Origin of the sequence: Pedobacter sp. KLB.chiD, from assembly GCF_047040275.1 — a bacterium.
Classification (GTDB): Bacteria; Bacteroidota; Bacteroidia; order Sphingobacteriales; family Sphingobacteriaceae; genus Pedobacter.
This window is the reverse complement of sequence record NZ_CP178207.1, coordinates 1,032,592-1,051,248: the sequence shown is the minus strand read 5'-3', so window position 1 is coordinate 1,051,248 and position 18,657 is coordinate 1,032,592. Positions and strand designations below refer to the sequence as shown.

Sequence of the window (18,657 nt, the reverse complement as noted above, 5' to 3'; positions counted from 1 at the left end):
TATATGCGGGAGCAATGGTATCCTGGTTTGTTTGGTTGTTTGGTTTAGTTGAATATCATTCTTCATTTATACCGCTCCAAATTTACTGCCGGGGGTGCTTCATCTCACCTCCGGTTCTTTCTGGGAACGTGGTTATGTAAAATTTATGGCATCACGATTACCCTCCTTCCTTCAATTTTGAAATGTACTCCGCCGGTTTCTTCAAGCGATGAAAGCACATCCTGCAGGGGTTTACTTCTGGAGATGGCACCACCAAAACTTTCTTTTGTTACCGGCCCACTGTAAACTACTTCTACGTTATACCACCTGGCAATATCCTCCATAATCCGTTCTATCCCCTCGTTCGTAAACTGGAAATTGCCGTTTTTCCAGGCAATAACATCTTCTACATCAACTTTATTTATATTAATAAGCCCGTTAACAGCTGTGGCCTGCTCACCAGGAATAATTTTTTTGGCAGTGTTACCATCAACCACCCTTACGCTGCCCTCAAGCAAGGTGGCTTTAAGTGATGGTTCACTATGGTAAGCCCTTACATTAAAATGGGTACCCAGTACCTCAATAGATTTGTTGTTAACCGTGATAATAAAAGGTTTTCTTTTTTGAACACCATTAACTGATGTGTTTACTTTTGCTACTTCAAAATAAGCCTCGCCCTGTAATTTTAAACGCCTTTCGAAATTTGATGAAAAGTTCGCGGGCAGCAAAATACTGCTCGAAGCATTAAGCCAAACTTTTGTGCCATCAGGCAGTTCGACCTGGTAGGTACCGCCATTTGGTGTTTTGATCTCCATCTCTTTGGTTAAAGCACTGGTTTTATCGAAAACAATTCCACTTCCATCGATATATTCCAGATCAGCAGAATTGATTTTTAAGCCTAACTTATTTTTACTTAACTGCAAAACCTTTCCATTAGATAGTTTCAAAGTAGCCGTATTCATTCCAGGTAAAATCTCGGTTTTAGTTTTATCAGGATAAATGAGCATGCTAATCCACCCTGACTGGTAGGCGAGAAAGCCAAAAGCGAGTACCAGTATGGCTGCGGCGCTGGCAAACCAAAAGGGAAAAGGTCTGGATCTAACCGGTTGCATTTCGTCTTCCATCCGGCCGTTTATTTTGGAATAAAGGCTTTTTTCCAGCGCATTAAAACTGGTGTAATCAGTTTTCCGAAGATCAAGTTCTTCGTCATTAAAAGAGGCATACCATTGCTCGTAGAAGGCTTTTTCTTCCGGCGTAGCAGTTCCTTTTTGCCACTTGTAGGCAATTTCCGGTATGGAGTAGTTTTTTTCGCGTTGATCCAATTGTTTGTTGATTTAACATATAGTCACATCAACATGGCCTAACCCTATATTAAATTTAAAATAAATTTTATTTGGAAAGCAGATACAAAATAAAAGGTATACCAATACCCAATTTACCCTTCAAAATTTTAAGCGCCCTGGTAATGTGGGCTTCGACTGTTTTTTCAGCTATATTTAATTCTTCGGCTATTTCTGTATTGGATTTATAACCTTCCCTACTCATTTTGAAAATCAGTCGGCATTTGAATGGAAGCTCATTAATGTGCCGATCCAGTTCCTGGCGGAGTTCCCTTTCTGAAAACCATAGTTCCGTAGTATCTATCCCCGGTTCTGCAATTTCTTCGATTGACTTTTTTCTGCTTTCATTAAAATAACCTCTACTTTGCTTATTAATAACCTGATATTTGGTTGCTGCACTTAGGTATGTGTGCAGGGTGTACCTGATCTGCAAACTGGAACGCCTTTTCCAAAAACTTAAAAACACTTCCTGTACCACTTCTTCAGCTTCAATCTGGTCAGCCAGACGATGGTAGGCTACAGCGAATACTTTCTCCCAAAACCTGCGGTATATTTCAGTGAACGCAAGTTGATCGCCATCTTGCATATGGGAAATCAGCTGGGCATCCGAAAAAGATTCGTAGCTATTCATCGCTTTAGGGAAAGTTTAAGCAAATTAACTTATAAAACAGCAAAAACCAACATATTCCACTGTTATTTACCTGAAAGTATAATAGATGGCTACAGAAAAAACAGTGTCAACAGTAAAAATATATAAATTTATAGATCGCAATAGTGTTCGTTTTATCTTCGCTTCAATGAATAAATTATACTTTAGCGCTTACTCATTATCTTTATTGGAGTGAAGTGCCCAGATCTGCTATTTTTCACTTTTATAAGATGATATTTCATGCGAAGAAATGTTTTTTTTAAACACAGTTATACATGAACATTATGGTCTAACTTTTTATTAAATTTTAAACCATCTCTTCCCAAATGATTAAAGTGTTGGGCCTTTTGCAAAAACTTAAACATGCAGATCAATAATTACGCAAAGTTGCATATACGCCATATGGCTGATTAGTGATCTCATAAAGTGGACGCAGTGTAAAGTTATTATCAGCGTTACGAAGTTTGAAAATATTCTTCCCCTCACGATTCAGGCTTTTCAGGATTTCCTGTTTAGAACCTTTTAAAACAAATTCCGCATCTGTTTCTGCTGCCAAAAGCGTTGGACCATAGAAAATGGCAAATACATTTTCATCATCAGGCATGGCTTTAAGGTGAAAACGGTAGTGCAAAACCAGTTTGATCTGGTCGCCAGCTTTCCAACTGCGGTTTAAGCACACATAAGTACCGGCACCCGGGCTATTAGGCTCAAGCTTTCCATTGATATAAACCGCTGTCCCTTCAGACCAGCTGGGGATAAGAAAATTTAATCTTAATGCTTTTGCTTTAGTAGATTTGATGGTGAATGTAATTGTTGAATCAGCAGGAAAATTACCTTCCTGTTGAAGTGCAAATTTCTGTTCTTTCCAGTTTAAAGTAGAAGGCACATACAGGTTGATCCATAAGGAATGGTTGTCATGATAATAAATCCCTTTATTTAGCGATGCAAAAGCTTCAATAGAAGTTCCGTTACAGCACCTGAAATCGTCTTCTTTTAAAAATTTCTTTTCTCTTGGCGAACCGAGCGGCAAATGGTACACTACTGCGCCTGTATTTCCGTTTTGTAGAGCCATTACCGAATTATAGAAAGTATTCATATAGGTTTCGGCATAAGCAGGTTGTTGATCCTGGCAAAACAGATAACTGGTTAATTTTTGACTATTATGAGATACGCAGGATTCGGCAATTTCTCTGGTCATGGTGCTGCTCAAATGATCTGGAACACCCCAATGTTCTGCCGTAAGTGACGTTGGGCTGGTTACATTTGGCCGCGGGCCGCTGCTGGAACCATTGGCATAGGCATGATGTTTAATCAGCATGTTCCAGAAATTCTTTGCAGCATCCAGATAAGCAGTTTCACCCGTAGTAACCGCACGTTGTGCAAAACCGTTTACCAGTACCAGATGGGTATTGGAGTGCAGCCCTGAAAGGATATTCTGATTTTCGGCCAGCGGATGAAAAAACCAGTCCCTATCAAATAGTTTTGCCAGTGCGAGGTGTTCAGGCTTATGAGAGACCTGATACAGATTATACATCACCTCGTTCATCGGACCTACTTCATTGCCCGGATTAGCACCAACCGTATATAAGATCTTTTCAATGCTTTGTGGATCCAGCCGTGCCATTCGGTTTTGCACATAACTTGCCATTTGATTAACCATATCATAAGCCTTTTTATTTCCGGTGTGCATATAAACATCTAAAAGTCCCTGCATAATTTTATGGTAGGTATAATAAGGTGCCCATACATTACCAAATGTTTTTTCGAGGGTATCAAAATCACGTTCCGGAAAAGCACTCAGGTAACCTTTACCTAAAGATTGCTGGCATTTATATAATTCATCAACCATATAAATTAGTCTTTGATGCAATAAGGGGTTTTTATGCTGCTCTACCAAAAGTGAAACTGCAGAAAGGTAATGGCCGGTAAAATGCCCGCGAAGACCAATGGCTGGCGCCTCCCATCCGCCTAAAGGCTTGGCTTTAGAAGGGAGGCCGGCATTGATTTTAAAATTATGCAGCAGTCGATCCGGATCAAGTGTTAAAAGATAGCTGGCATTTAATTCTTCGCGGTTTTTTATCCACGAAGGGTCTAATCGAACATCATTAGCCTGAAATACAGAAACGCCTGGCGCATGACGGGTCGTTTGCGCGTAGATTTTTTCCGACTGGAATAAATACATTAATGAAAGTATGATTATTCCAGAACTCATTTTTTTTAAAATTCTTTTTTTTAAAGCTATCATCAGCAATTAAAATGATGTTTCTTATTAAACACAGTTCGATTCTTAAATATTCAGTAAAGGTTCGCCCTCAAAGTTGTATCATAAGCATAAAATTGTTATCGCGAGAGATCATTTATTATATACGAATCAATATGAGTGATAGTAGCATTAATCGGAATAAACCTCTCTGGGGATCGTCATTGCGAGATGGCTTTTTTAGGGATTCTGTCAATTGTCGTTCAATAGTTTATTCTACCACCGCTACAAAACCACCACGTGGCAGGCAATTAATTTTAACCGGCTTTCCTTTACGCCATGCTTGAGTTTCTGTCTTAAAAGATTTATCATTTTCACCATCCCGGATAATCTTGATGTTTGCTTGCTTTTTGTTTAAAAAATCTAAATTAAATTCAAGTACTCTGGCATCTTCCTGCCCATTCAATCCACCAATGTACCATTTGGTACCACGTTTTCTTGCCATTACTACATTTTTTCCAGGAAACCCACTTAATAAGCGTGTTTCATCCCAGGCCGTAGGCACGGTTTTCAAGAAGTTTTTTGGCGCATCAGGCAGTGCATAGTAAGCTTCAGGGCGGTCTGCAAAATGTTGCAAGGCCGATTCAAAGACAACCGAAAGCGCCAGTTCATGGCCATAAGAAGTGATATGTGGATGTTGACTGTTGGAAAAAGTAACCGGGGTATAATCCATAGGACCGATTACGTTTCTGGTAAAAGGCAAGGTGGTATTGTGTACCGCGGCTTTGCTGGTCATTACATCTCCATTATTATACCATTCAGCGCCAAAAACTGCTTCCACACTCATCAGGTTTGGGTAGGTTCTAGACCAGCCGCGCGGAATGGTTGCACCATGGAAATTAACCATCAAATGGTGTTCTGCAGCATCTTTTAAAATATCAAGATACAACTTCATCATATCCTGCTGATCGCCTGCAAAGAAGTCTACCTTGATTCCGTAAACCCCGATTTTATTTAACCATTCAAATTCTTTTAAACGTTTATCGCGCGTACGCATTCTATCAATTGGTGTAGCGTTAGACCAATCTGTAGTACCCGAATTGTACCAGATCATCGGTTTAATCCCTTCCAATTTGGCATAATTAATTGCATCTTCCAATTTTCCGCCATTGCTCATTACATCCCATTCCCAGTCGATCAGCACATAAGGCCAGTTCATCGCCTTGGCCAGGTTGGTATATTCCACCGCTTTTTGATAGTCTTTAGATCCATGGTTGTAAGCCCAGTAAATCCAGGCCACCGCGCCGGGTTTGATCCAGTCTTTTTGTGCAATACGACTTGGTTCACTAACATCAGTAATCAGGGTAGATTCTACCACAGTTGCCAGGCTTCCGATCATCACGGTATGCCACTGCGACTTCCAGGGCAAATTGCTGATGTCTCCTTGTTGCGGAAAACTTTTCCGTCCTGCCGAGTAACTGATTTTGTACCGGTTAACATCTTTATTGTTCACTAACCTGGAAGCGGCATTAAATTCACTATTTCCGGCTTCAGAAATCAGATACCACACCGGTGCCTGTTTATGCTTAAACAAGGCAGGGTAAGACCACTCCTGGCTTTTTTCTCCTTTACCGTTATTACTATAGGGATAAAAATCTTCATAACCCGGATCATAGGACTGTGCCCAGCGATCCGTCTGAGCAGGGATGTTAAAGGTGGTATATTCATCTTCGATATGAACCGGCTGATCTGACCATTTTGGAAATTCGTACCGGAAAGCGACACCATCGTTATACACCCTAAAAACTACATTTAGTGCTTTTCCATTTGCATTAACGAAGGTATAGCTGCTTTCATTTGCCTGGTTGCGGCAAAGCTTTCTTTTACCGCTTACCATTTCATAGCGGGTGTTCAGCCGTTTAACAGATCCGGCTTTTTTTAAGGTCAGGTTTCTAAATTGCTCCTTTTGGGTTACGATACCGATTTCGGTATCCGAAAGAATCGGTGTCCATTTTCCATTGGTCCAATAATATATATCAAATTTTGCGGATGAAGTACTGTCGGCCTTTATCTGTTGACGATATTCCAGCACCAGTTTGATTTTCCCATTAGGAGAAGTGATAGGGTAAGACTGGCCTTTTTGTGCGTAAGTGATGCTGCAGCAAAGTGAAGAGATCAGAAGATAAAGGATAAAGGACTTTCTTTGTATCATTTGATTTGTGTTTTGTAATTTTAAGGTATCCTACTGAATGTTATTCATTCACCAATTGCCAGCTGAAAACGGTTCCGTCTTTACGGTTGGGCAAAGTGCCTGGCCAATCAGCACCGTATAATTCTCCTGTATGCGGATCCAGGCCTACAAAACGGTTGGTCTTTAAAGACAGCAGCATACACTGCCCCCTCAACATATCCTGCCAAACAAACAGGCTACCAGGTGTTTCTTCTTTGATTAACCTCACATCGGCAGATAAACCCATGCTGGTAATCGTCAGAAAACCGGTTCCGTTGAGGGCCTGTAGGGCTACTTTTCCCTGGCCTCGATCCAATACCCTGAACTGGTAATTGACATCGTTTTCTTGAGAAAAATTTCTGCCGGGACAAAGCATTCCATGTGGATTGGCCCAGGCCTGGCGGCGATCAGCCAGATTGGTCAAGGTAATCACTTTACCTACAGGCAGATTTTTGGTACGGTCTGCAAGAGGTTCTTTCAAAGTAAAATTTTTAAACTGTGCATAGCCACCTGCGGTACCTTTGGTATTGTAGGCAAAAAGCGCATATCGGGTACCCTGAAAGGTCTTCAACTGGTAAGGTAACCGGATGCTGTCGCCAATTTTTTCAAATGTTTTTCCATCCAGGCTATAGCTCAACTGTGCAATATCATCGTCGAAATTGCCAAAAGCACGCAGGAAAATCCGCGGAGATGTTAAGGGTTTTTCAATTGTTTTTTGCTGATACTGATCAAACATTCTGAACAGATAACGGTTCCCCTCCCGCAGGATACCGATCCAGGCGTAAGGAATGTTCATCAAACCCAAACCGGCGATATCGCCATCTTTAAGTTGCTGACCATTCAATTCAACCGTAGCCTCAGATTCCGGCCCTACACCCCGCTGGGTCAGGGTATTTCTTGCCCAAAGGAAATCTTTGGCCGGTAAGGTATGCAGGCGAAGACTTCCCCCCTTTAACTGCCATTTACGATCAACAGGATTATGGTTCCATTGCCAGGCAGAAGCCAGTTGAGGGCCATTAAAATCGTCATTTCTGACGTATGGTGCCTGCGGACGATCGGGTTTGGTTACATTGGGTTTAAACCAGGTTCGCGGCGATCGGCCCAAATTACCTTCAATGCCAAAAAACGGCCATCCCTCTTTCCAGGTTACCGGAGAGAGAAAGGTTGTACGGCCTACCGACCGAAAATCCATCATCGAAAAGCCCCACCACTCACCATTCGGCAGATCGACAATGCCCCCCTGATGCATGGGTACAGAAGCAAAAAGCTGATCGCTCTGTTTTACCATGCTTAGTTTTGCATCGGCCGCAGGTAGAGCAGAATCTAACCACATATTCTGGGTAAACCAGCCAAGTGAGGTCCCCATGGTTTCTTTAGCACTTACTACAGTAGTTTCATAAGGGCCGCGTATATCTGTAGCCCTGGCGCATTGCAAACGGCCGTTATCGGCATTGGTGATGTAATATTTATTATTAATTTTGTAAAGGTGATTACCTTCACCCATGGCGTTCCCCCTGGGGATGATCACCCGATCGCTGCCTTCTACAAAACCGCTGAGGTCAGGTTTCAACTCAATCAGTTTAATTTCTCCAACGCCATAAACGACATAGATTTTATCATTTTCAAACAAAACAGAAAGGTCGTAGATATGGCGTTTAAGCTGATGCTGTTTCCATGGACCGGCGGGATTGGAAGCTGTAAAAACCTGTAAACCATGGCGATTCACGTTGGAAAAGATATAAAAAACACCATTATGATGCCTGATGCATGGAGCCCATATTCCTTGTCCATACGCTTCCTTGTCATTGGTCAGGTCAAATTCTTCCCCGAGGTTAAAACGATCCATCGCATAACTGATCACTTTCCAGTTAACCAGGTCTTTTGAATGCAGCACCGGTAATCCGGGCACGCTGTGCATGGTGGTACCGGTGAGGTAAAAATCATTCCCTACACGAATGAGATCGGGATCGGAAAACTCATCATAAAAAAGCGGATTGGTATAGGTACCATTTCCATTATCTGCTGTCCACGAACTTTGGGCATAAAGGCCTGAAGTATTTAAAATGAATAGCAAAGCACAGCAGCTCAGTTTTAATAATCGGCTAACATACCGTTGAATAAAAAGTATAGGGTATTTTAGGGAGCTTAATATTTTATTTATCATAATCATAATGAAGGTAATCGACATCTATATAACCGCCTTTGCCAAGAGGATTGTAATTGAAAATGGCAATCCGGTCTCCCCGGTATGATCCCCAGCGAAGCTGGTAAGGCTCACCAAAAGGTTTAAATGTTTTGCCATCAGTACTGTAACTAAAGGTACTCTTACCGTCAAGTCCCCAAACTGAGCGGATCCAAACTTCATTTTCCGGAATTTCAGGGCCAGGTAAAAACTGGTCTTTCGTTGTAAAAGATAGTTTTTTAGTCCCACCGGTACATTCAAAGCCGAGTGTAGCATAATCGGGCGCACCAAAATGAGATAAACCTGCCTTCTGGCCATCAGCCATTCCACGGAGATCAAACTTTACGGTAACGGTATTTTCCGAGGTGCGGTAAACCCGTTGTGTAATGGTATTGCCGGCAGAAAGAATATGATCTTTTAGCGGTTTAAAGGCATGTAAACGCAACCAGCCTTTTCTTTCGGATAAAGACCATTGATCTTTTTTGGGCTGGTAGTTCCACTCCCATTGAGGCTGAAGCGTTTTGGCATTAAAATCATCACTGCTTTGCGGATATATTTTGCGGGTTGATTTTACCGGCATCGGTGCCGACCATACCATTTCGCCAATGCCAGCAGCATTGGGCTTGCCGATTACCGGCCACTCCTCCATCCAGGTTACAGGCAGCAGACTTAAAATCCGTCCTGACCAATCGCCAGAACCATGGTGGGTTAAGAAGTACCAGCCACCCGTTTGGGTCTGTACCAATCCGCCCTGATTGGGTTCATTAAATTCAGGCTGCCCTTCGCTAAGCTGTCGTGGTCCTTCATAAGGACCCCGGATATTTTTAGCCTTTTCCATCATTAAAACGCGAACATTGTTGCGCACCTCACTGAAAAGATGATAATAATAGCCATTGATTTTGTACAGCTTATTGGCTTCGCTCCCATGTGATTGATAAATTACCTGATCTGAATCTTTGATCAGCGACTTGCCATCAGCTGTCATTTTAAAAAGATGAATTTTATAGCCATCAGCAAAGTGGGTTCCGATGAGATAGCCCTGGCCATCTTCATCCCAGAAAGGACAGCAATCGTCCCAACCTTTTTCAGCCCAAACACGATGCAAAGGTTCCCATGGCCCTTCTGGTTTAGCGGCAGAACTCATAAAATAACCTTCGTCCGGATCGCCAAAATAAATCCAGAAACGTTTGTTATGATAACGGATGGCACCTGCCCAGATTCCTTTTCCGTAACGGTTCATCTGCGTATAGTTCATGGCAGGCGAAATAGTACTAATATCTTTAACAGCATGCCCCAGTATCTGCCAGTTTACCAGATCTTTCGATTTCAGGATCACAAATCCTGGTGAATATTGAAAAGTAGAAGAAACAGCATAGTAGTTATCGCCAACGCGAATGCAATCGACGTCGCTGTAATCGCCAGGTAAAACAGGGTTGCGGTAAGTGCCATCGCCCTGATCTCCCCAATGGGTCCAATTGCCCCAGGCGGGTGCTGCAACCGGAGATTGTGCAAAAGTAAAAGTATATAAACATAGCGTCACGAAAAGCAGCATCATCACACGCTTCCGTATCACTTCATTAGCAATCATATAGCGACTTTGGTAAGTCATTCATACACCAAGATAGTGTATGAATGATGTGTTTTAACAATTTAATGAGTAAAAATGTGATCTGGCTCCTTACATTCCAGGATGGAGGAATAACCAACCCATTTGGGCAGCAAATCCTATTTAGGCAATAGCGCCATGAATTTTAAATACATAGGCAATGGAGCCCGGTGCCTGCTCCGGTACCGTGATTTTTAAGCCCGCACTGCCTTGTTCAAATTCGATTGCCCCTGGATAACCCAACAGGCTAACCTTCTGTACCTGGCCAGCTTTACCGGCAGCTAAACTTTTGACGATGGTTGTCCGGTCGGTAGGCCAGCCCAGCATTGCTGCATACAGGTCTTTACCTTTGGTGGTAAATCGGAAATCCTGCGAACCAAATGGTATTACACTGCCTTCATTAAATCCCTGCATATTAAGTGGTTTAGTGGATGCAAGAGCCGGGCCTTCTCCAAAGATGGTCCACGGACGTGTACTATAAATGCATTCACTGTTCCTTTGCATCCAGTCGGCAATGCCTTCCACTACGGTTCGTTCTTTATCATCTATCGTACCATTTCCCCTTACCGGGATATTTAACATCAGGTTACCGTTTTTGCTCACGATATCCAATAACATATGAATAACGGTTTTAGCATCCTTATACCAATTATTATCATAAAAAGGACGGTCGTAATGCCATGCCCCGATACAGGTATCGGTTTGAAAAGGTTCTTTTTCGATGCCGTTTGTCTGGCCTCTTTCGATATCCCAAACCATACACTTACGTTGTTCCTCGTTTAGCACCTTACCAAACAATACGGCTTCCAGTTTGCCATGTTTTTTTATGCTCTGATTGTACATGTGTGCAGCAATCCTTAGCCCTACATCGCTGATTGGATATAATGGCAAAATGGTATCATCGAAATAAATCGCATCCGCGCCATATTTATCCAAAAGTTCGATAGTACGTTTATAAAATTTTTCGCAATAAGCTTTTGAAGGTATTGAAGCACCATTGCCCCAGGCCCACTGGCTATGGATCATACCATTATCTTCACTGTTTTTACTTAAAGGGTGTCTTTGCGCATAAAGTTCCTGCGGATCTTCTCCTTCCCACCATGTACCTTTACCATCTGCTTTGGTGAGGTTACCATCGTAAGGGATGCCGGCCATAGGGCCTTGCTTGTCGGCACGCTGGGCGGTTTCCATCCAGCTCCAGGCATGCGCTGCATGAACGCTTACTCCGAAACGCAGATCGTGGTTTTTAGCCGCTTTGGCCCAGCCACCGATAATATCCTTTTTAGGTCCCATGCGGGTAGAATTCCATTTCTGATAGGTACTGTCATACATATCAAAATTGTCGTGATGGTTGGCCATGGCCATAAAATACTTGGCACCCGCTTTTTTGTAAAGCCCTACCAGTTCTTCAGGATCCCATTGATCGGCCTTCCACTCGTTAATAATGTCTTTAAAACCGAATTTAGAAGGGTGACCATATTTTTCGAGGTGATATTTATATTTATGTCCGCCTTCCATGTACATTTCGCGGGCATACCAATCGCCAAATTCCGGCTGACACTGGGGCCCCCAGTGTGCCCACATGCCAAACTTGGCATCGCGGAACCATTCAGGCACTTTATATTTGGCCAGTGAATCCCAGGTTGGTTTAAACGGACCTGCCGCATAAGGTGCGTTGATCAGGTGTCTGGCGTAACTTTTTGATAAATAAAGTGATGACAGGCTTAGGGCCATCCCTTTAATTAAGGTTCTTCTTTTCATATTGGGTTAGTCTTTGGCAAAGACACAACGATCCGTATAATCATCATGGCTCAGCCCGGTTCATTTGGTGTTCAATTTATTTATATTATACAAATAACTTGTTATTCCAAAAATAAGTGACCTAATGCTAAAAAAACTAACCAAATAAGACTTTATTTTGTACAAAACCGACTTTTTCAATTTTAACTGAGTTCAAACCTGATAAAATTTTTAGTAAATCGATTTAATAAAAATAATAGAATTTTAGTAGGCCATCCCGGTCTGATGAAAACGATTAATATCGGAATAGTGATAAAAAATGTCGGTTTCGGATAAATTCGCAATACTGGTATGAAACTATATTTGAAAATCAGATCAAATACATTTAACACATAAATTTAAGGACACTTATTTTAAGTATCCTACCCTATTTTTCCAATGAAACTAAACTATACAACCAGGTTCCTAAGCATTTTGATATTATTTAACATAGGCTTAAGTTGCGCTCAAACCAAAAGCACTGTTCCACTCATACCTTATGACAATAAAACCTTGTGGTATACAGCGCCTGCCAAAGTGTGGGAAGAAGCCTTACCGATCGGAAATGGTCAGTTCGGTGCCATGATTTTTGGTCACCCGTCTAATGAAAGGCTTCAGCTCAATGAAATCACGCTATGGTCTGGCGATCCACAACCTGATGCCGACCGCAAGGATGCTTACCAGTATCTGGACACCATCAGGCGAACGATACGAAACCAAAATTATAAATTGGCCGAACAGCTAACCCGCGATCATTTTACTTCTCCTGCACCATACAATGCCTCCTATCAAACCTTAGGCAATTTAACCATGAAGTTTAAGTTACCGGAAGGAAAGCCTGTAGAGAATTACCGCCGCTGGCTAAACATCGACCAGGCCATCGCCGGTATTTCTTTTAGCGTAAATGCTATAAATTACCAAAGGGAAATCTTTTCCAGTGCAGCAGATCAGGCAATAGTACAGCGGCTTACTGCTTCTAAAAAAGGTAGTTTGAGCCTGAAACTGGGGCTGAGCAGGATTGAAAATGCCAGAACGCGTTTTGTTGCCCCAAATACACTCATTATGACAGGCCATGCCGGCGGAAAATTAACCTATGAAGTACAACTTACCGTACTAAACACCGGCGGTTCGGTGAAGGCTTCAGGGCAGGAACTGGAAGTTGTTAATGCTGATGAGTTAACGATTATCATGGCGGCGGGCACCTCTTATACGCTTGATTATGAAAAACTTTTCCTTGGAAAAGATCCGCATGCCTTAGTAACGCAACGGATGGAACGGGCAATCCATAAACCTTACCTGACATTAAAGAAAGATCACATTAATGAATATCAGCAGTATTTCCGCAGGGTAAGTTTCGAACTTGGCAGTAATAAGGATCCGGGATTACCTACGAATGAACGTTTAAAGGCTTATGGCAATGGCCTGGCTGATCCTTCCTTTGCCACACTTTTTTATCAATATGGCCGGTACCTGCTGATATCTTCCAGCCGTCCCGGTAATCTGCTCCCTTCTAATTCGCAGGGTTTGTGGGGAGATGGACTGGATTTACCATGGAAATGCGACTATAAATCAAACATTAATTATGAGATGAACTACTGGCCGGCTGAACAAAGCAACTTGTCAGAAATGCATCTGCCTATGATCCGCCTGACGCAGGCCCTGGTGGTACCCGGAACCAAAACCGCCAAAACCTATTACGGTCCGCAGACACCGGGATGGTTCTATGGTTATACCACCAATGGCTGGGCCTGGACAAGTCCCGGTGCAGACCTCCCCTGGGGTGTTTTTATCGGTGGAAGCGGCTGGGCTTGTCAGCACCTTTGGGAACACTATGCTTTTACCCGTGACAAAAATTATCTGAAAACCATCTATCCAACACTAAAAGGTGCAGCAGAATTTTATATGGCAACCTTAATCAAAGATAAAAATGGTTTCCTGGTAACTTCACCCTCTACCTCCCCTGAAAATTACTTTGTTACCAATGATCGTAAAAGCGGAACGGTAACTGAAGGAGCAACAATGGAAAAATCCATCATCTGGGATTTACTGAACAATGTAGCCCAGGCTGCATTAACTTTAAATGACGACCCGACCTTTCAGCTTCAGGTGAAAAAAGTACGTGATGAGATCAGTCCTTTAAAAATAGGCAAGGCCGGGCAGCTCCAGGAGTGGAATGAAGATTGGGACCTGAATTCGGGCGATCCGCATCACCGGCACGTTTCCCATTTATTTGCCCTGCACCCCGGAAAACAAATCACTGCACTGGGTACACCAGAATTAGCCAATGCGGCCAGGAAAACACTGGAGTTACGTGGCGATGATGGCACCGGCTGGTCTATCGCCTGGAAAGAAAACTTCTGGGCCAGGTTAAGGGATGGGGATCATGCGCATAAGCTCCTATCCAATCAACTGCGTGCTACTTACCAGACCGAAACCATCATGGCAGATGCCGGAGGCACCTACCCTAATCTTTTCGATGCCCATCCACCCTTCCAGATCGATGGAAATTTTGGAGCGGTATCCGGAATGACAGAAATGTTGCTGCAAAGCATGCAATCTTACACCAATGCTGATGGCAAAGATTCCTACATCATCGATCTGTTGCCGGCACTGCCTTCAGCCTGGCCTGATGGCGAAATTTCAGGCTTAAAAGCCAGGGGTGGATTGGAAGTCTCGCTGAAATGGGAAAAAGGTAAACTCCTGAGTGGAACCATCAGATCCTTGAAGGGTGAACCCTTTAAAATCAGAACAAGTGAGGCGATTAAAATTAAAGGCATGAGCATCTCAGGTAAAAAAGAAGCAGATCACTTCCTGTATAGCATCAATTCGAAAGCTGGTATGATTTACTCCTTTTCATCACTAAGGTAAATTTAAACCTCTCAGGTTTTTGAAACCTGAGAGGTTTTAATCTACACTAAATAATATCTGCTACAGATGTTTTGCCAAGATCTTTTAGGTCAGGTCTGCTAAAATTTCCTACTTTTAATTGCTGAAACCAGGAAGAAAGATCAGCCAATGTCAGCGGAAAAGATGCCTCATAAGGAATTCAGATTTCAGGGCTTAGATGCCAGGACCGAATGGAAAACAGCTTTGCTGCTATTTATTCCCGCTATCGTCATCATGCTCGGATTTCTTTTCCTCCTGTACCACTTTTTTCCGCAATTTCATCCACTTAGCGCAACTATCGGAGCAGGAACCCTTACAGCGACCAGCATGATCTTATTACATCAGCAACTGGTAAAGCGAATCAAAGATAGAACCTGGACGATCATTATAGATGAATCCGACATGCTTGAGATCTCCTTTCAGCAATACCACTACCGGTTTCCGCTGACTGATCTCGTTACCATTAAGAATTTAGGAAATGTAGATCTGCGTTATCTTACGCTGATGACCAAAACGGCCGTCATCAAAATAAGGGTAGGCAATGCCGCATTTGCTTCATTTTCCAGTACACAAGATATTCAAACACTTGATACTTTTATAGCCCATTTAAAACCCTACCTGGATCAGCATTTTAACACAAAGATATTACGGAATAGAATTACACCCCCAGGCTTCCCAAATTATGGAGTATATGTCGTTAAAACGGAGCAAATCCGGTATAGTTTACTTAATAAACTGGAGGCTTGGCAGGTCATTCTTTTGGTTTTTGTAAGCGGTGTGCTGTTACTGGTAAGTATCATGTTGCTGCTGGAGCATTTTTTCCTGGACTAATCCCCGTCTTTAGCCCCTTTTCCGTCAATAACTGATTCCAAACTTGGGTTTGTATCCGCACAACAAGTGTTTCTGACTGAACATATATTTCTTCTTCTACCATAAAACGAGGTAGAACCATTAAATAACGGGGACAAAGAAGATGCCCTGACATTTAGGACATCCTCTTTGCATAAAGTTGTGTCAGAACATTCATTAATTGTTTACCATACCGGATACCGAAACATCCGCCAAACCGATATTACTTTGTTGCATAAAGCTAATCCGAATATACCGACCGGAAACATCTAAATTATCCAGAAGTTGACGATCAATACTTTCCTGATTATGGGAAAAATCACTCAACATTTTCCACTCATTACGATCGTCACTTACTTCTACCTTAAACCGATAATTCCTTGATGCAGGAAATTGAATTTGAATTTCGTTGATAGCAACTTTCTTTTCCATATCCAGTATCCAATAGGGCGATCGGTCATCACCTATCGGTTTCCACCAGGAAGACTTTTCACCATCAGCTGCCAGCCCGGAACTATAGCCTTCGGCGGAACTGCTGGCAAAAGTTGGATTGTTTCGTCCGAAAACCTGGCGCTGCCTTTGCTGATCTGATCTTTTAAATCGGGTATAAGGCCTGTCTTTAACCTTATTTTCAGGACTATAGGCATGACTTCCTTTAAATTCAATATTAATTTCAGTAGATTTTAGTCCGGGAGATGTTGCCCGGATAATTGTTTTACCAGAATACCACGATCTAAGGGCTATAGCGGCTTGTCCATCCAGAATACGGATATCACTTTTTTCACTAAAAAGAATAGCTGTACCTGTCGGAAATTCCCCTGGTCCGGAAACTATCTCTAATTTTACATCCGGGCTATTGCTTAGCGGGATACCTGCGGCATCTACAACGGTTACTTTTAAGAAAACATCATCTGTACCATCTGTAGCAGCAATTTTTTGATCAGCTTCTAAACGGAGTGCTGCTGCTGCTCCGGGCTTTGGCCATTCAGGAGGGGCAATGCCTAAATAGTGATTGCGATACCAATACCAGGCACGCTTAGGAATTCTAAAATAATCAACGATGCCCAGCTTTGCCATCGATTCTCCTGCAATAGAGCCATGATCAAATGCGCACCAAATCACCTGGCCTGAGCGCCATGCATATTTGGGTTCGCCATTGGCACTGGCCAAATCTCCCCAACCCGGGTCATATTCTCCAGGTCTGTTTGCAAATGTCCCTCCGTATTCAGATATAATATTTGGAATCCCAGGATTTTGAAATGCTGCTATTGATGCTCCGTCACCATTATAACCAGCAATATCTCCAATCTTATCAATACGCAAATCGTCGATAGGCCGTTGTGCACCGCCTACAGCAGCGGGCCTGCCCGGATCTTCCTGATGCACCACTTTTACCAGTTTTTTCAGTAAGTTCCTCATTGGAATTAAGGTATTTTTGGAAGTAAAAAAGGGTTCATTGGAAATACTCCATACCACTATTGAGGGATGATTTCTGTTGATCCGGATCATTTCTTTCAGCTCCTGCTCAGCACTCCGGTTAAAGGCAGCGGTGTCTGATGGATTTTGTGGATACGAATTGGTATTCCAGTACCCTTCAGGAGCCTGATCACTTCCACCTATGCCCCAAAAATTATTTTCAGACCAGAAGAGGAGTCCAATTTTATCACAGGCCTCTGCAAATGCAGGATCGTGAGGATAATGGGAGCCTCTTATAAAATTAAAGCCTGCATCTTTAACCATTTTTACATCTCTGTAAAAACCACGATTGGTAACCGCATCGCCCCAGCCAGCCTGATCCTGATGAACATTAGCGCCACGTATATACAGGTGTTCACCATTAAGAAAAAAGCCCTGATCTGCTGTCCAGCGAAAGAAACGGATGCCGAACGATTGTTTTTGCTCATCTATCTTCCTGTCGTTCAGATATACCGTTGTGCTGGCCATATAAAGATATGGATGATCGGGGTGCCAAAGTAAAGGCTTTTTGATTGATGCAGATAACTGTTTGATTTTGTTGATACCGGTTTTTGCCAGGGTTGTCATTGTCATCACCTGGACCTGCTTGAGATCCGGATCGAACAACTTTGTTTCTATTCTTAGTTTCTGTGCTTTTGCGGTCGTATTGTTGATTTCCGTTTGTACCTCAACATTAGCCTTTTCTTTGGTAACCTCCGGGGTGCTAATGGATGTTCCGCACCAGTCGATGTGTACCGGATCTTTAAAAATGAGTTTGACATCTCTGTAAATTCCGCCCGAAAACACATGTTCTCCGGCGCGCGGAGCCAGATTAGCCCTCCAAAGATTATTTACTCTCACGTCAATCGTATTTTTTCCGGGCTTCAGTTGCTTGCTGATGTCTATTGAAAAGCCGGTATACCCTCCCTTATGCGACCCTGATTTGATACCATTAACAAAAATTTCTGCTTCCTGAAATACACCTTCAAATTCCAGAAAAACCTTTTTGCTTTTTTTTATCCATGGTTCCAGGTTGAACTGTTTCTGGTAATGGCCGTATCCTACATAAAAATCTGGCGACATAAAGTAAGGAATACTAAAAGAATGCGGGATCCCAACCGATAACCATTGCGAGGTATTAATACTTTTTATTTCCTGGTCCTCTATTTTTCCTGGCTTAAATTTCCAGTCCCTGTTCCAATTTAATGTTGTACGGCCTGTTTGCCCGATCAGATAATCAGATTGTTTTTTCTGTGCAAAGCTGGTTTTTGTTAAGAAACAATTTAACAGCAAAAGAAAAATGAAATTAGGAAAAAAATGTTTTGAAAAAGCTGAATTGAACTTGACGACAGTTCTTCTGAAATAAAAGTTTAGTTTCATTTTTGTGTATTTATGATATAAAGTATACAGTGTTGAAGCATCAGATGTTATCCCAAAAAGGAAGTGTTTAGCGCGGTGAGCTTCCTAAAAAGATTAGGTTTCAGGAATGTTTGGCTGAGTTG

10 protein-coding genes are annotated in these 18,657 nt (G+C 42.4%); 2 read left to right on the top strand and 8 right to left on the bottom strand.

Annotated elements, in window-relative coordinates; translation table 11 throughout:
• Nucleotides 1-143 precede the first annotated feature (143 nt).
• The 7 genes from ACK1I8_RS04515 to ACK1I8_RS04485 all read right to left on the bottom strand — a co-directional run bounded on the left by ACK1I8_RS04515 (nt 144) and on the right by ACK1I8_RS04485 (nt 11,947).
• On the bottom strand, nt 144-1,301 hold the full coding sequence (locus tag ACK1I8_RS04515; protein ID WP_412468152.1) for a FecR family protein: 1,158 nt from the start codon (nt 1,299-1,301) through the stop codon (nt 144-146).
• Nucleotides 1,302-1,368: 67 nt separating this feature from the next.
• Complete coding sequence (locus ACK1I8_RS04510; protein WP_412468151.1) at nt 1,369-1,950, bottom strand: RNA polymerase sigma factor; 582 nt, start codon at nt 1,948-1,950, stop codon at nt 1,369-1,371.
• A gap of 388 nt (nt 1,951-2,338) precedes the next feature.
• Nucleotides 2,339-4,180, bottom strand: coding sequence for a beta-L-arabinofuranosidase domain-containing protein (locus tag ACK1I8_RS04505; protein WP_412468150.1), 1,842 nt, complete (start codon nt 4,178-4,180; stop codon nt 2,339-2,341).
• Between the two features lie 259 nt (nt 4,181-4,439).
• Nucleotides 4,440-6,380: a glycoside hydrolase family 97 catalytic domain-containing protein gene (locus tag ACK1I8_RS04500; RefSeq protein ID WP_412468149.1), complete on the bottom strand. Its 1,941-nt coding sequence runs from the start codon at nt 6,378-6,380 to the stop codon at nt 4,440-4,442.
• A 40-nt stretch (nt 6,381-6,420) separates the two neighbouring features.
• Complete coding sequence (locus ACK1I8_RS04495; RefSeq protein WP_412468148.1) at nt 6,421-8,472, bottom strand: glycoside hydrolase 43 family protein; 2,052 nt, start codon at nt 8,470-8,472, stop codon at nt 6,421-6,423.
• A 79-nt stretch (nt 8,473-8,551) separates the two neighbouring features.
• Nucleotides 8,552-10,189, bottom strand: coding sequence for a glycoside hydrolase 43 family protein (locus ACK1I8_RS04490; RefSeq protein WP_412468147.1), 1,638 nt, complete (start codon nt 10,187-10,189; stop codon nt 8,552-8,554).
• A 120-nt stretch (nt 10,190-10,309) separates the two neighbouring features.
• Nucleotides 10,310-11,947 (bottom strand): alpha-L-fucosidase, encoded by a 1,638-nt coding sequence (locus ACK1I8_RS04485; RefSeq protein ID WP_412468146.1) that lies wholly within the window; start codon nt 11,945-11,947, stop codon nt 10,310-10,312.
• Between the two features lie 417 nt (nt 11,948-12,364).
• Between ACK1I8_RS04485 and ACK1I8_RS04480 the strand changes: the two genes are divergently transcribed.
• Together ACK1I8_RS04480 and ACK1I8_RS04475 are read left to right on the top strand one after the other, a co-directional pair.
• A complete protein-coding gene (locus tag ACK1I8_RS04480) occupies nt 12,365-14,833 on the top strand; it encodes a glycosyl hydrolase family 95 catalytic domain-containing protein (protein ID WP_412468145.1) in 2,469 nt (822 codons plus the stop codon).
• A gap of 147 nt (nt 14,834-14,980) precedes the next feature.
• Nucleotides 14,981-15,682 (top strand): hypothetical protein, encoded by a 702-nt coding sequence (locus ACK1I8_RS04475; protein WP_412468144.1) that lies wholly within the window; start codon nt 14,981-14,983, stop codon nt 15,680-15,682.
• 195 nt (nt 15,683-15,877) lie between these two features.
• Here ACK1I8_RS04475 and ACK1I8_RS04470 read toward each other — a convergent pair whose 3' ends face one another.
• On the bottom strand, nt 15,878-18,535 hold the full coding sequence (locus ACK1I8_RS04470) for a glycoside hydrolase family 2 TIM barrel-domain containing protein (protein ID WP_412468143.1): 2,658 nt from the start codon (nt 18,533-18,535) through the stop codon (nt 15,878-15,880).
• Nucleotides 18,536-18,657: the final 122 nt, after the last annotated feature.

Bases quoted from the DNA above. Each gene is read 5' to 3' on its own strand.
- ACK1I8_RS04505 (WP_412468150.1), bottom strand. From the start codon at position 4,180: ATGAGTTCTGGAATAATCATACTTTCATTAATGTATTTATTCCAGTCG.
- ACK1I8_RS04485 (WP_412468146.1), bottom strand. From the start codon at position 11,947: ATGAAAAGAAGAACCTTAATTAAAGGGATGGCCCTAAGCCTGTCATCA.
- ACK1I8_RS04500 (WP_412468149.1), bottom strand. From the start codon at position 6,380: ATGATACAAAGAAAGTCCTTTATCCTTTATCTTCTGATCTCTTCACTT.
- ACK1I8_RS04475 (WP_412468144.1), top strand. From the start codon at position 14,981: ATGTCAGCGGAAAAGATGCCTCATAAGGAATTCAGATTTCAGGGCTTA.
- ACK1I8_RS04490 (WP_412468147.1), bottom strand. From the start codon at position 10,189: ATGACTTACCAAAGTCGCTATATGATTGCTAATGAAGTGATACGGAAG.
- ACK1I8_RS04470 (WP_412468143.1), bottom strand. From the start codon at position 18,535: ATGAAACTAAACTTTTATTTCAGAAGAACTGTCGTCAAGTTCAATTCA.
- ACK1I8_RS04480 (WP_412468145.1), top strand. From the start codon at position 12,365: ATGAAACTAAACTATACAACCAGGTTCCTAAGCATTTTGATATTATTT.
- ACK1I8_RS04510 (WP_412468151.1), bottom strand. From the start codon at position 1,950: ATGAATAGCTACGAATCTTTTTCGGATGCCCAGCTGATTTCCCATATG.